Origin of the sequence: Streptomyces sp. SID12501, from assembly GCF_010550245.1 — a bacterium.
In the GTDB taxonomy this organism is placed as follows: domain Bacteria; phylum Actinomycetota; class Actinomycetes; order Streptomycetales; family Streptomycetaceae; genus Streptomyces.
Map to the genome: position 1 here is coordinate 106,682 of NZ_JAAGLU010000026.1, position 14,319 is coordinate 121,000.

General features: G+C 66.2%; 13 protein-coding genes. 1 reads left to right on the forward strand and 12 read right to left on the reverse strand.

The genetic code is table 11. From position 1 onward, the window contains the following. Positions 1–45: 45 nt before the first annotated feature. Positions 46–240 (reverse strand): DUF397 domain-containing protein, encoded by a 195-nt coding sequence (locus G3I71_RS29055; RefSeq protein ID WP_164319012.1) that lies wholly within the window; start codon positions 238–240, stop codon positions 46–48. Beyond that, positions 237–1,100, reverse strand: a complete 864-nt coding sequence (locus G3I71_RS29060; protein ID WP_164319015.1) for a helix-turn-helix transcriptional regulator — start codon at positions 1,098–1,100, stop codon at positions 237–239. The genes G3I71_RS29055 and G3I71_RS29060 overlap by 4 nt, the downstream gene beginning before the upstream one ends. A 140-nt stretch (positions 1,101–1,240) precedes the next feature. On the opposite strand from G3I71_RS29060, the gene G3I71_RS29065 reads away from it, so the two are divergent. Next, complete coding sequence (locus G3I71_RS29065; protein WP_164319019.1) at positions 1,241–1,666, forward strand: ATP-binding protein; 426 nt, start codon at positions 1,241–1,243, stop codon at positions 1,664–1,666. A 2-nt stretch (positions 1,667–1,668) separates the two neighbouring features. Here the strand turns inward: G3I71_RS29065 and G3I71_RS29070 are convergent, their stop codons facing one another. The 10 genes from G3I71_RS29070 to rpsL form a co-directional block, all read right to left on the reverse strand. Further along, a complete protein-coding gene (locus G3I71_RS29070; RefSeq protein ID WP_164319022.1) occupies positions 1,669–2,403 on the reverse strand; it encodes a hypothetical protein in 735 nt (244 codons plus the stop codon). Positions 2,404–2,443: 40 nt separating this feature from the next. After that, positions 2,444–3,361, reverse strand: a complete 918-nt coding sequence (locus tag G3I71_RS29075) for a hypothetical protein (protein WP_164319024.1) — start codon at positions 3,359–3,361, stop codon at positions 2,444–2,446. A gap of 102 nt (positions 3,362–3,463) precedes the next feature. After that, the gene (locus G3I71_RS29080) at positions 3,464–4,669 is read right to left on the reverse strand and encodes an enoyl-CoA hydratase/isomerase family protein (protein WP_164319027.1); all 1,206 of its coding nucleotides are present in this window, start codon (positions 4,667–4,669) and stop codon (positions 3,464–3,466) included. A 1-nt stretch (position 4,670) separates the two neighbouring features. Then, a complete protein-coding gene (locus tag G3I71_RS29085; protein WP_164319030.1) occupies positions 4,671–4,979 on the reverse strand; it encodes a hypothetical protein in 309 nt (102 codons plus the stop codon). Positions 4,980–5,149: 170 nt separating this feature from the next. Next, positions 5,150–6,220: an endo-1,4-beta-xylanase gene (locus G3I71_RS29090; protein WP_164319033.1), complete on the reverse strand. Its 1,071-nt coding sequence runs from the start codon at positions 6,218–6,220 to the stop codon at positions 5,150–5,152. Positions 6,221–6,281: 61 nt separating this feature from the next. Beyond that, positions 6,282–9,413 (reverse strand): glycosyl hydrolase 115 family protein, encoded by a 3,132-nt coding sequence (locus G3I71_RS29095; protein WP_164319035.1) that lies wholly within the window; start codon positions 9,411–9,413, stop codon positions 6,282–6,284. Between the two features lie 214 nt (positions 9,414–9,627). Then, entirely contained in the window at positions 9,628–10,821 is a 1,194-nt protein-coding gene (gene tuf / locus G3I71_RS29100; protein WP_164319038.1) for an elongation factor Tu, read from the reverse strand. Between the two features lie 141 nt (positions 10,822–10,962). After that, positions 10,963–13,089, reverse strand: coding sequence for an elongation factor G (gene fusA, locus G3I71_RS29105; RefSeq protein WP_164319041.1), 2,127 nt, complete (start codon positions 13,087–13,089; stop codon positions 10,963–10,965). Positions 13,090–13,128: 39 nt separating this feature from the next. After that, a complete protein-coding gene (rpsG, locus tag G3I71_RS29110) occupies positions 13,129–13,599 on the reverse strand; it encodes a 30S ribosomal protein S7 (RefSeq protein WP_164319043.1) in 471 nt (156 codons plus the stop codon). Positions 13,600–13,602: 3 nt separating this feature from the next. After that, complete coding sequence (gene rpsL / locus G3I71_RS29115) at positions 13,603–13,974, reverse strand: 30S ribosomal protein S12 (RefSeq protein ID WP_164319046.1); 372 nt, start codon at positions 13,972–13,974, stop codon at positions 13,603–13,605. Between the last annotated feature and the right edge of the window lie 345 nt (positions 13,975–14,319).

Sequence of the window (14,319 nt, forward strand, 5' to 3'; positions counted from 1 at the left end):
GTCCCAAGGGATTCCAAAGGGAGCGGAAAGGCTACACCGGTGTGATCAACTGCCGGACGCGTACGAGATGAACTCGGCCCAGGTGGTGGGGGCGAGGGTGAGACGGGGGCCCTGGGTGGCTTTGGAGTCGCGGACGTGGATGCCATCGGGTGCGGTGGCTATCTCGACGCAGTCGTTGCCGTTGCTGCTGTCGCTGTAGCTGCTCTTGTACCACGACAACCCGGATTCCCTACGGATCATGTTTCTCCCAGCACTTGCTCAATGAACGCCACCGACTCTTCCGGTGAGAGAGCCTGGGCCCGGATAATGCCATACCGCAGCTCAAGGACCCGGAGTTGCCTCAGGTTGGACACCGGCCGCCCTCCGAAATCGTCGTCCATCCGCCCGGCCCCCGTCCCATCCGCGAACTTCATCACCTGGATCCGCCCACCCGTTCCCGGATGGTTCGCGCAGGCTGTTGGCATCACCTGGAGTTCCACATAAGGCAGTTGGGCAACCTCCAGCATGTGCTCAAGCTGCCGACGCAACACCATTGTGCCTCCAACCGGGCGGCGCAGCGTGACCTCTTCCTGCACGAAGCTCAGTTCAGGCGCGGGCTCGCGCTCGAAAATGGACTTGCGAGCCACGCGTCCTGCCAGCATGCGTTCCAGCTCTCCTGGCGAGTACGTCGGCCTCCACGTCCCCAGCAACACCCGCGCGTACTCCGGCGTCTGCAACAGACCGTGGATGTTGTGGTTGCTGTACAGCTGAAGCTCAACCGCCCTGTCCTCTTTCTGCTTCAGATCCCGCACTTTCTTCGGGTACCGAGCTTTCTCCACGTCCTCCAGGAACGCCCGCAGATGCCCACGCGCGTTCAGGATCTCGTCGGCCCGGTCCAGGAACTCCACCCGAGGAATCCGGTCCCCGCGCTCGATCTTGCGGATCATGTCCTCGCCGTACCCCATGACTTGGGCGAAGTCGGCCACCCTCATCCCGGCCTGCTCACGGCAGAACTTGACGAGTCGCCCGACCGCCTCGATCAACGGCGCACTCTCGTCACCGGGTTCGAGGTCCCAGCCGGACTCGTCCACACCTTCAATACCGTCGTTTTCGTTGCTCATGCCCACCCACCTCCAACGCGCACCCGTACCCGCACGTCATCCGAGACAGCCGAGACAGAGCGAGACAAGAACCGGACAGCGCGGATACGCACAGGCGTCACCGCACGTCAAGGCAAACATGTTCAGCCACGCTGAGTGACATGAATCAGGAAACCGCCGATCACCGGACCCAATACACCGGCCACATCCGCAACTTCAGCGCCCTCCTGCCGCCCACGCCGCGTGGAGCCAGGCAGGCCCGTCAGCTCGCGGTACAGCAACTGCGCGACTGGGGGCTCCCGTTGGACCCCGCGGAGCATCTCGTCGCGGAACTCGCGGCGAACGTGGTGACCCACGGCCGCGTACCTGGGCGCGATTTCCGGCTCATGCTGTACGTCATCGACACCACCCTCCGCATCGAGGTGACGGACACCCGGGACGACCTGCTGCCGGGGGTGCGGGAGGCGGCACCGGACAGCGAGTCGGGGCGGGGACTGGTGATCGTCGAGGCGTTGGCGGACCGGTGGGGGGTGGGGCTGGGGCCGCGCCCTCGGAAGACGGTCTGGGCGGAGTGCGGGGTGGGGTGAGGTCACGCCTCTATCGGGTCCTCCGCCGATTCCGCGGTCGGGTCGACGAACGAGAGCGTCTGGAGGATGGCCGTCATCAGGCCGTAGATCTGGGCCCAGTGGTCCATGGAAGCCGTATGGAGGGTGAAGACCGCTGTGAACGGGCCCGTGGGAAAGGGGACATGGACCTGTATCTGCCCGGTGAGGAGCTTGGCCTCCTCCGCGTCGGCCGTCATCTCGGGATTGAGGTCGTACTCGCGCACCGTGATGCAGGAGACCGCCGGCCCGCACGGCAGATCGAGCCAGATGGCGTCGTTGAACGGGTCACTGGAGAGCATCGCGAGGATGCCCTGGGCGACGACGTCGGTGTCGCCGGGTTTCTGATCTGTGGGGGCGATGGCCACGGTGAGGGCGCATTGGGCGATGCCGTCGGAGGGTTCGTACCTGGTTGGCTCCTCGGTGGCGGAGTCGTCCTCCTCCACCGTGGAGAACAGACCCATCGCGGCGTACGAGACGCCGGTGTTCCCCATCATCTCGGCTATCGCCGCGTAGTACGGGGCAGCGGGCTCCCAGACGTTCTCGTCGCCTCGGGAGTACAGCTCTCGTACGAAGGAGTGGGCGCGGGCGGCGCGTTCTTCGGGGGTGGCGGCGACAGGCAGGGTGAAAAAGCCCTCCGGAGCCAGGAACCAGAGGGGCGGGAAGTTGCCGTCCGCGGAATTGACGTGCTGAGCGGTCGTGGAGTCGGCGGCGGGGAGCATGTGGCGAGGTAAGCCGTTCTGGTCGGGTGCAGCACTGTTGTCAGGTCAGGAAGTCTTCCGGGTGGTACTCAGTGAGCTTGAGTTCGGTGCCATTCGCGTCCATGACCATGTCCAGACCGGAGTGGCCGAAGACCGCGTCAACCGCGCTCAGTGCCACGACCTCGACCCGGAAACAACCGCACGAGTTCCGCTTCACCAGCGGCAGCTCGGCATCCGGCGCCTGGGCCACCGCAAAGGCTTCGGCGGTGTTCCGCTGTGCCGGTGTGAGGGCGTCCAGCGGAATGAAGTCGAGAGGTTCGATCAGATACCGAGTGAGCCTTTCTCGATTCATGCTGCTCAGCCTGCACCATGAGCCGTCCGTAAAGGCAATCTTCGTATCCTGCCCGGATTTGAAGTCACGCAGTTCGATTTTCTCGATGGTGGACCGAGGGGTCGCCCAGAGAAAATCATCGTCCACGCGATAGTGGTGTCCCTTTATATAAGGGAAGCCTACGATCACGAGCCGACGGTCAGTGATGACCGCGTGCGTGCGGTAACGCTTCTCGGAGGAGCGGCTGGGGTCCAGCTGCCAGGGCAAGGCACGAGCGATGCTGCCAGGCTCAGCCCACATCACAGGGAAGTCGTCGATCTCGTCCGCCTGGTCGTCCGAGGTGTCCGTGCCTCGCTCGGAGCCCGAGAAGCCGCTGAGGTTCCCTCCGTGTGCGGAGAGGAAAGCCAGGACGGCGACGCCCACCACGGTCGCCACACCCTTGGCGGTGGTCCGAGCGGCCGTGCCTCCCACGGAATGTGCTGCATACGTCGGCCCTTCGGGCCAGCCGACGAGTTCGCTCTGAATGTCGTTGCGCTCGGGGTCGCGAAACCATCGCATCCCGCTGACGCGTGTGGCCGCGCCCGTGGCGAAGGTGACCGGAGCGCGAGCAATGAATATCTCATCCGGTTCAGGCTCCCAGACGCTCATATCTGTACGAATCCTCCTTCGTAGCTGCTTAGGACCTCGCATGCCGCACGTCACCATGCCACACGGCATCGAACGGCCGGTCAGCCGAGATCAGTTCCCGGATTAGTCACCAGCCACGTGCGCGTAGATCTTGGGAGCAATCTTGAGACCCGCGTCTAGGGCAATGCCTCCGGCTCCGAACGGACTGACCTTCATCCCGAGGAGACCGGCTCCCTTGGTGCCGATCAACTGACCCTGGTGATAGCCCGCGACGGAGAGGCCCCCCATGCGTGACATCAAGCCGCTGCCGGTATGCGCGACCTCGTAGGCATTGCGCGACATGCCCCCGATCTTCACCAGGCCGGCCTTTCCCAGCCCTCCTGCGAGTCCCTGGGCTTCCTTACCGAAGGCCAGGAGGACTCGCGACTCACCGGCGATCTTGGTTACCTGAAAGCCCTTGCCCAGCCTGCTCGCCGTCGCCGCGGCCTTGGCGGCGCCGACCACCTTGACCCCCTTCCCGAACATCCCGATCCCCGGCAGCAACCCCACGGCATCGAGCCCCACCTGCGTCCAGCTCACATCCGCACCAGCCGCCTTGGCGATGCCATGAGCCGCCAGCGTGAGCCCCGCGCCGATGAGCGCGGCCGTGCCGAAGATGGCCGCGAGGGGTGGGAAGGGAAGCGTGACGATGGCCAGCATGCCCAGCACCGCGGTGATGTCGCCGAGCACATCACCGATCGCCTTGATCAGGTCGGCGTGTTCCGTGAGCCAGTCGCCCGTGGCACCCCAGGCATCGGCGATCCCCGTGCCGAGCTTGTCCCAGAAGCCGGGCTCGTTGGGGGCGATGTCGGCGGCCTTGTCCAGCTCTCTGCTGATGTGACCGGCGGCCCGCCGGTAGCGCTCTTCGAGTTCGTGGACCTTCTGGATGGCCCCGTTCACGTCACCGGAGGCCTTGCCGTACTCGTCGGTGCCTTCCTTGGCCTGCACCTGGGCGTCCAGCTTCTCCTTGGCGGACTTGTCCAGGCGGTCCGTCTCGTCCTGGAAGTCCTGGAGTTCACCCGCCCATCGGTGCAGGGCCCGCGAGGCCTTGTCGAAGGACTCGTGGCTCTTGCGGATGAGCGGGGTGACGTCCTCGCCTATGTACTCGGTGAACGCGAGCGCAGTCCTGCCCTTCCAGGCGCCGCACTCGATCCGCTCCAACTTCCCCAGCGCGGTGCCGAGTTCGCTCGCCAGCTTGCCGAGCCGCTTGGCGAGTTCCCGGGTGTCCTCGACATCCCCCGGGGTGGGATCCCAACCTATGCTCGGCGGGACGATCCGCTGGCCGGCCACGTCACTTGCCCTTCTTCGAGGCTTTGGCGGCCTTGAGCGACTCGGCCAGCTCCAGGTCGAGCCCGTCGAAGGTCTCGGCGATCTTGTTGATCATCTTCACGGCACCCTGGGTGTGCTTGCCGAGCTGCTTGATGCCGTAGCCCCAGTCGTCGGCGAAGTCCTGCACGTCATCAACCAGTCCGCTCTCGCCGACGCACGAGGCGTCCGCGCTGCGCAGGCTGCGCCGGGTCGTCTCCATCCGGTCACTTATGGACGAAAAGGTCTTTTTCAGGTCCGCGAATATCGTGTCGTCGAGACGCAGATCACTCATGGTGGATCCCCCGTGAAACAACAGTGCGATCAAAGAACAGAATTTATCGGGGAGATCGACGCCTTCGCCACACAGAACCGGGTCCGCAGGGAGGGGGATTGTGAATCATTGCCGTGAATTTGGTGACACGTTACGTCCCGATCACGCCGGCCGACCGTCACCGCGAGCCGTCAGGCCCCCTCCCCCAGCCCCTCCGCCACCGCCGCGAACGCCGGTTTCCGCCCGAACTCCTCGTCCATCAGCGTCGCCGCACCCTGGCCACCGAAGACCCCGGGCACCCACGAGTACTTGTCCGTGAAGCCCCACACCGTGAACGAAGTGCAGCGCCGCGCCTGGAGGCAGGCGTCCAGCAGCCCCCGGAAGTACGTCGCCTGCGTCGCCAGTTTCGTGGCGTCCACCGGCAGGATCATGCGTACGTCGACCTCTGTGAACGCCGTCTGCATGCCCAGCTTCTCGAAGCGGGCGAGGTTCTCGGCGACCTGGCCCGGGAAGCCGTACTGGATGGCCAGGTGCCCCTGGATGCCGAAGCCCTGGACCGGGACCCGTTCCGCCCGCAGCCGCTTCGCCAGGTCGTAGTAGGCCGTCGACTTCGCGTTGACGCCCTCGACGTTGTAGTCGTTCAGGAACAGCTTGGCCTTCGGGTCGGCCGCGTGGGCCCAGCGGAAGGCGTCCTCGATGTACGACGGGCCCAGCTCACGCAGCCAGATGGAGTTCCGGAACGAACCGTCGTCCTCGAAGACCTCGTTCACCACGTCCCACTGATAAATCCGGCCCTTGTACCGCTTCACCTCCTTGGTGATGTGGTCCCGAAGTACGGCCCGCAGCTCGGTCGCCCCGATCGAGCCGTCCGCCACCCCCGTCGTCAGCCAACCCGGCAACTGGTTGTGCCACACCAGCGTGTGCCCCCGTACCGCCTGCCCGTGCGCCCGCGCGAAGCGGACCAGGTCGTCCGCCGGCCCCCACTTGTACGTCCCCCGGCTCGGCTCCACCGACTCCCACTTCATGACGTTCTCGGCGGTCACCGAGTTGAACTCCCGTGCGGTCGTTCTGCGGTACGTCGTGTCGTCGGCCAGCGCCGCCATGTCCACGGCCGTGCCGATGCGTACGCCGGTACCGGCCGCCAGCGTCCTCAGCGGGACGGGCTCCGGGTGCGCCGACGCCGGCTGGGCGGCTGCCCCGGTGATCAGGAGAGCCACCCCCGCCAGCGCCACGGCGGAAACGGGCATGCGGAAGACGTTCATGTACGGCCCCTTCGTCGATGACCAACTGCCGATGACCTGTTGCCTGTTGCCTGTTGCCTGCTCAGCGAACGCGACGGCTCTCCAGCGGTCCCAGATACGTCGGTGTCAGCCCGCCCGTGTCGATCACCAGGCGCTGCACCACCACCGTCGGGTCGACCGCCCAGAACTTCAGCCGGTGGACGCCCGCCGCAGCCACCGTGTGCCTGGTCGCCGTCACGTTCACGTTGTCGGACGTGTGGCGGGCCCACTGCTTGTTCATCAGGCCGTCGTTCGCACCCGTGACCGCGTGGATGTCGACCTGCTGCGGCTCGGCCCCGTCGAACGAGACCGCGTAGCGCAGCCCGCCCGTCGGGAGCGTCGGGTTGCGCGGCGACAGATACGCCCACACCGTCACCTCACCCGCCGACAGCAGGCTGACCTCGTACTCCAGACGTGCGGAGGAAGCCCCGTCCGAACCCCCGTCCGAACCCCCGCCCGGCGTGCGACGCGGAGCCGTCACCGGCCACGGCGTCATCCCCGCGCCCGTGCGGCCGATACGGTTCGACCGCCGCCAACTCCCCACCCCTCGCATGTAGTTGTCGGCGTCGATCGCCACATAGCCCCCCGCCTCCACAAACCCCCGCAGCCCTCGCTGCTGCTTGCGCGACGGCTTCTCCGCGACGCACCCGACCGTCACCGACGCCCCCGCACCCGACACCGTCAGCAACGCGTCCGTACGACCGTCCGGCACCCGCGCCCAGTCCACCGAAACCGCCAGTCGCACCTGCTGCTCGACCCGCCCCCTCCGCCGGTCGATCACCAGCCACGGCGCCGACGACTCCACCCGGTACTCGAAGGGCGTACGCCCTCGGTTGAAGACCTCGACGTACTGGCCGGGCCGCGTCTGGTACGGACTGAACACCGGCAGTGCGGCCGAACCGGAGGATCCCGCCGGCCACCACTCCCCCGAGTCCTCGGCCCCGTCGACCGACACCCCCAACTCCCCGTCCACCGGCAGCTCCAGGCGCCGCACCGCCGGGAACAGCACATCCGGCAACGCCACGTTGTTCTTCTCGGGCTGCTGCCAGGGCGCGTTGGGCCCGTACCGTGCCACGTCCCCGTAGTCGATGTGCGGCTGGGTCTGGAAGCCCTCCCACTTGCCGCCCACCACCTGGTGGTTGAAGCGGTCGGCGAGCGCGAAGTCCCGTTCCAGGCCCGCTTCCGCCTCCGCCGCGCGGTCGTTGGTCGCCGCGCGCCCCTGGGACGCGTACAGGAGGTTCTTGAACTCGGCCTCGCGCAGGCCGTACAGGTTCGCGGTAGCCTCCACCGCGTACCCGACGAGCTCGTACCACGCGTCCTGCGACCGGGCCGGCAGGCTCCTGCCCACCCGCTCCGCTTCATTCCCCAGCTTCCGCCAGTCCTCCGTCACCCGCTCCAACTCCCGGTGCCCGAAGGCGAAGGGGGTCTCCTGGTCGTCGTACACGATCGCCGACTCGTCTTTCGTCGGGTCCTTCGCGGGGTCGAGTGTGATGCGGCGGTTGAGCAACTCGGGCTTGCGGCGGGCCTGCAGCCGCCCGTACTCGGCGAGTACCGCCGCGATCGCCGTCGCGTGCTCGGCGCCGAAGTTCTGGCGGGCGTACCGCCGTTCCCACTCCTCCAGGTTGGACGAGTCCCAACGGGCCGGATTCCAGGCGTAGTCGAGGAAGAACTCCGCCGGAAGTTCGTTGCCCTTCAGGTCTCCGACGTTCGCCACCCACAGGCCGTGGTTGCCGTACGCGTGGGCCTGGTGGAGCTGGTCCCAGAGGTTGGGCAGTGAAGTCGTGTCCACCCACTTGTAGTTGCGGCCTACGCCCACGTAGTCGAAGTGGTAGTACAGGCCGTAGCCGCCGCCCCTCGCCGGCTCCGACGGGTCCGGGTGCTTGCGGATGTTGCCCCAGTTGTCGTCGGTCAGGACGACGGTGACGTCGCCGGGGACTCTCAACCCCCGGTCCCAGTAGCGCTGGACCTCCTTGTACAGGGTCCACACCTGCGGGGTTTCCTGCACCGGCTTGCCGGTCACCTCCGCGATGATCCCGCGCTGCGTCTCGATGATCTCCCGCATCAGCTCGATGCCGTCGCCGTCCGGGAGGCTCGTGTCGCCGTTGCCGCGCATGCCGAGGGTGACGACGCCCTCGAATTCCTCGTCCACCATCCGCTGGATGCCGTCGCGCCAGTACGCCCGGACGGCCGCCGCGTTCCGACGGTACGACCACTCGCCCGTGCCCCCGTACGGGTCCCGCCCCGGAGTCACCACGTTCCCCGCGCTGTCGCGCACGGCCGGTACCGCGTGCCGGTTCCACTCCTCGATGCCCCGCATCATCGGCGCCTCGTGGGACGTGCCCATGACGATGCCGTACGCCTTCGCACTCGCGTGGTTCTCCGGATCGTCCTCGGCGAACGCCCTGCCCCACACGGCCGGCCAGAGATAGTTCGCCTTCAGGCGCAGCAGCACCTCGAAGACCCGCTCGAAGAAGGCCGCGTTGAAGCCTCCGGGGTGACCCGGCGCTTTTCCGGGGCCGAAGAACCGAGGGGCCCAGGTACCGAGTGCCGGGTTCTCGTCGTTGACGAAGATCCCGCGGTACTTCACGGCCGGGGTGCCCTGCGTATGCCTCCCCGGCAGCACGTACACCGCGTCCCGGTGGACCGGCGGTACGTCGTCCCACCAGTACCAGGGCGAGACTCCGATGCCGTACGAGACGTCGTACGCCCCGAAGATCGTGCCGCGCGGGTCGCTGCCCACGATGACGAACGCCCGGTCGACGCCCGGCATCGGGTTCTCCACGACCGTCTGGAGCGAGGTCTCCCAGCGGCCGGCGATGCCCCCGACGTCCAGCTTGCCGGCGCGGACCAGACCGTCGATCAGCGGGCTGCGGCCGATCGTGCCGACGAGGATCACCTCGCGGGCGACGGTGGCAGCCGGACGTACGCCCGTGACGCGTTCGATGTCGTCCCGCAGGTCACCGGCGACCCGTACGACTCCGGGGTGGTCGTCGGCGCTGACGACGACCGGCGCCCCGACGACCGCGAACGCGCCGCCGGTGAACGAGATGTACGCACCGGGGTCCGTGCGGCGCACCGCACCCTCTCCCGCCCGTGCGACCCCCGACAGCACCGGCACCGCGGCAAGACCGGCCCCCGCACCGAGCACAGCCCTTCGGCTGACGGACCCAGACATGACGTACCCACCCCTCCGCCCGAATTTGGTCAGTGGCATGACAAATAGTGGGGGGAGTGACCAGCGGGGGGAACGGGTCGTACGCGCCGAATAGTTTCGTTACAGCAACCAGGCAAACCCGGGCACAGCGAAGAGGCCCGTACGACCGAAGTCGTACGGGCCTCCTCAGGAAGCTCGTGAGAGCTACCGGGTCAGGCTGTCAAGCCAACAAGAACTACTTGTTGATCTTGATGACCTGGCCGGCGCCCACGGTCCGGCCACCCTCACGGATGGCGAACTTCAGGCCCTCTTCCATGGCGATGGGCTGGATGAGCTCGACGGTCATCTCAGTGTTGTCGCCCGGCATGACCATCTCGGTGCCCTCGGGGAGGGTAACGACACCGGTCACGTCCGTGGTACGGAAGTAGAACTGGGGGCGGTAGTTGTTGAAGAACGGCGTGTGACGGCCGCCCTCGTCCTTGGACAGGATGTACGCCTGCGCCTCGAACGAGGTGTGCGGGGTGACCGAGCCCGGCTTGATGATGACCTGGCCGCGCTCGACGTCCTCGCGCTTGATGCCACGGAGGAGCAGACCGACGTTCTCGCCCGCCTGGCCCTCGTCGAGCAGCTTGCGGAACATCTCGATGCCGGTGACCGTGGTGGTGGTCTTCTCCTGCTTGATGCCGATGATGTCAACGGTCTCGTTGACCTTCAGGACACCACGCTCGATACGGCCGGTGACGACCGTACCGCGACCGGTGATCGTGAAGACGTCCTCGACGGGCATGAGGAACGGCTTGTCGACGTCACGCTCGGGGGTCGGGATCGCCTCGTCGACGGCGGCCATGAGGTCGAGAACCGACTGACCCCACTCGGCGTCGCCCTCGAGCGCCTTGAGCGCCGAGACCTTGACGACCGGCAGGTCGTCGCCCGGGAACTCGTACTCGGAGAGGAGCTCACGAACCTCGAGCTCGACGAGCTCCAGGATCTCCTCGTCGTCCACCATGTCGGCCTTGTTCAGGGCGACGACGATGTACGGCACGCCGACCTGGCGGGCCAGGAGCACGTGCTCCTTGGTCTGCGGCATCGGGCCGTCGGTGGCGGCCACGACCAGGATCGCGCCGTCCATCTGCGCGGCACCGGTGATCATGTTCTTGATGTAGTCCGCGTGACCCGGGCAGTCGACGTGGGCGTAGTGACGACCCTCCGTCTGGTACTCGACGTGCGCGATCGAGATCGTGATACCGCGCTGACGCTCTTCGGGCGCCTTGTCGATCTGATCGAAGGCCGAGGCCTCGTTCAGGGTCGGGAACTTGTCGTGCAGCACCTTGGTAATGGCGGCCGTGAGGGTCGTCTTACCGTGGTCGATGTGACCGATGGTGCCGATGTTGACGTGCGGCTTAGTCCGCTCGAACTTTGCCTTCGCCACTGGGGTCCTCCTGCGGAGTGGTTCTGGTACGCCTTACTCATCGGCGCCAGGTGATCTTTGCTGGGATGCCGTCCGCCGGGGATTTCCCTCCCGGGTCTCCCCGGCGGTCGGGTCAAGCCTAAAGCGTGTAAAGGGGGTGCGTTACTCGCCCTTGGCCTTCGCGATGATCTCCTCGGCGACGTTCCTGGGAACCTCGGCGTAGGAGTCGAACTGCATCGAGTAGCTTGCGCGACCCGAGGTCTTGCTGCGGAGGTCACCGACGTAGCCGAACATCTCCGAGAGGGGCACGAGGCCCTTCACGACGCGGGCACCGGCACGCTCCTCCATGGCCTGGATCTGACCACGGCGGGAGTTGATGTCGCCAATGACTTCACCCATGTAGTCCTCGGGCGTGGTGACCTCAACGGCCATCATCGGCTCCAGGAGCACGGGGCTGGCCTTGCGCGCGGCCTCCTTGAAGGCCTGCGAGCCGGCGATCTTGAACGCCAGTTCGGAGGAGTCGACCTCGTGGTAGCCGCCGTCGAGAAGGATGACGCGGACGCCAGTCATCTCGTAGCCGGCCAGGATGCCGAACTGCATGGCCTCCTGCGCACCGGCGTCCACCGACGGGATGTACTCCCGCGGGATACGGCCACCGGTGACCTTGTTCACGAACTCGTACGAAGCGTCGCCGTCCACGATCGGCTCGATCGCGATCTGCACCTTGGCGAACTGACCGGTACCACCGGTCTGCTTCTTGTGCGTGTAGTCGTGACGCTCGACGGCCTTGCGGATCGTCTCGCGGTACGCGACCTGCGGCTTGCCGACGTTGGCCTCGACCTTGAACTCGCGCTTCATACGGTCGACCAGCACCTCGAGGTGCAGCTCGCCCATACCGCCGAGGATGGTCTGGCCGGTCTCCTCGTCCGAGTGAACGTGGAAGGAGGGGTCCTCCTCCGCGAGACGCTGGATGGCTACACCCAGCTTCTCCTGGTCACCCTTGGACTTGGGCTCGATGGCGACCTGGATGACCGGCGCCGGGAAGTCCATGGACTCCAGGATCACCGGGTTCTTGTCATCGCAGAGCGTCTCGCCGGTCGTGGTCTGCTTCAGACCCATCACGGCGACGATGTCGCCGGCGCCCACCGCTTCGATCTCCTCACGCTTGTTCGCGTGCATGCGGTAGATCTTGCCGATGCGCTCCTTCTTGCCCTTGACGGAGTTCAGCACGGCAGTGCCGGTCTCCAGGCGGCCCGAGTAAACCCGGACGAAGGTGAGCTTGCCCAGGTGCGGGTCGCTCATGATCTTGAACGCCAGTGCGGACAGCGGCTCGTCCACGGACGGCTTGCGCTTGACGACGACCTCGGGGTCCTTGACGTCGTGGCCTTCGATGGCCTCGACGTCGAGGGGGGTCGGCAGGTAGCGCACGACCGCGTCGAGCAGGGGCTGGACGCCCTTGTTCTTGAACGCGGTGCCACAGAACACCGGGGTGACCGTGACGCCGTTGGACTTGCCGGACGCGATGGTGACGGCGCGGATCGCGGCGTACAACTGCTCCTCGGTGGGCTCCTGGCCCTCCAGGAACAGCTCCATGATGTCGTCGTCGTGCTCGGCGACGGCCTCGACGAGCTTGCCGCGGTACTCCTCGGCAGCCTCGATGTGCGTGGCCGGGATGTCGACGACGTCGTACATCTCGCCCTTGGCGGCCTCGGCGGACCACACGAGCGCCTTCATGCGGACCAGGTCCACAACGCCCTTGAAGTCCATCTCGGCACCGATCGGAAGCTGCATGATCAGCGGCACCGCACCGAGGCGGTCCCTGATCATGTCGACGCAGCGGTGGAACTCCGCGCCGGTCCGGTCGAGCTTGTTGACGAAGCAGATGCGCGGCACGCCGTAACGGTCGGCCTGACGCCACACCGTCTCGGACTGCGGCTCGACACCCGCGACGCCGTCGAACACGGTGACGGCACCGTCGAGGACGCGCAGCGAGCGCTCTACCTCAACGGTGAAGTCGACGTGCCCGGGGGTGTCGATGATGTTGATCGTGTAGTCGTTGTCCTCAAGCGGCCAGTGACAGGTGGTGGCAGCAGAGGTGATCGTGATGCCACGCTCCTGCTCCTGCTCCATCCAGTCCATGGTGGCAGCGCCGTCGTGGACTTCACCGATCTTGTAGCTGACGCCGGTGTAGAAGAGGATCCGCTCAGTGGTGGTCGTCTTACCCGCGTCGATGTGAGCCATGATCCCGATGTTGCGGACCCTGGCCAGGTCAAGTGAAGTGGTAGCCATAAGGCTTCGGTCTTCTCTCGGTCTCGATGTGGGCTGCGACTACCAGCGGTAGTGCGCGAAGGCCTTGTTGGACTCGGCCATCTTGTGGGTGTCCTCGCGCTTCTTGACGGCCGCACCGAGGCCGTTCGAAGCGTCGAGAAGCTCGTTGAGCAGACGCTCGGTCATCGTCTTCTCGCGACGGGCGCGGGAGTAACCGACCAGCCAGCGCAGCGCGAGCGTGTTGGCGCGACCGGGCTTGACCTCGATCGGAACCTGGTACGTCGCACCACCGACACGGCGGGACTTGACCTCGAGGGTCGGCTTGATGTTCTCCAGCGCGCGCTTCAGCGTGATGACCGGGTCATTGCTGGTCTTCTCGCGCAGGCCCTCCATGGCGCCGTACACGATGCGCTCGGCAGTGGAGCGCTTGCCGTTCATCAAAACCTTGTTGATCAGCGACGTGACAAGAGGGGAGCTGTAGACCGGGTCGATGATGACCGGGCGCTTCGGGGCGGGGCCCTTACGAGGCATTTTCTACTTCTCCTTCTTGGCGCCGTAGCGGCTGCGGGCCTGCTTGCGGTTCTTGACACCCTGGGTGTCGAGGGAGCCGCGGATGATCTTGTAGCGAACACCGGGCAGGTCCTTCACACGGCCGCCGCGCACGAGCACGATGGAGTGCTCCTGCAGGTTGTGTCCCTCACCCGGAATGTAAGCGGTGACCTCGATCCCGCTGGTCAAACGCACGCGCGCGACCTTACGCAGGGCCGAGTTCGGCTTCTTCGGGGTGGTCGTGAACACACGCGTGCAGACGCCCCGCCGCTGGGGCGAGTTCTCAAGCGCGGGCGTCAAGTTCTTCTTGACCTTGTCTTGCCGGCCATTCCGGACCAGCTGCTGGATCGTAGGCACTACTTCTCCGGTTTCTGTGTGCCGATGGTGAAGCTAACCTGGAACATCACCGACCCACGCGGTCGGGTGTGTCGAATACTGCAGACTCCCGCCGCGAGGCGAGAAGGGCGCAGATTGCGGTGGTCACTTACGGCTCCCCGCGCGGTTCGAAGGCACGCACGAGGGCCAGGGCACACCCCAGGCACAAGGTCTGAGCGTACCTACCTCAACGACTTCGGTCAAAACAAATGGAGGCGGGTACGACACGCCGGGCTCCGGACGGTCCGCGAGTCCCTCTTTGACCGCTTACGACAGCTTCCGCCATCCTCCGATCATTTACGAGCCAAGGTGGCTGAAACACACCCT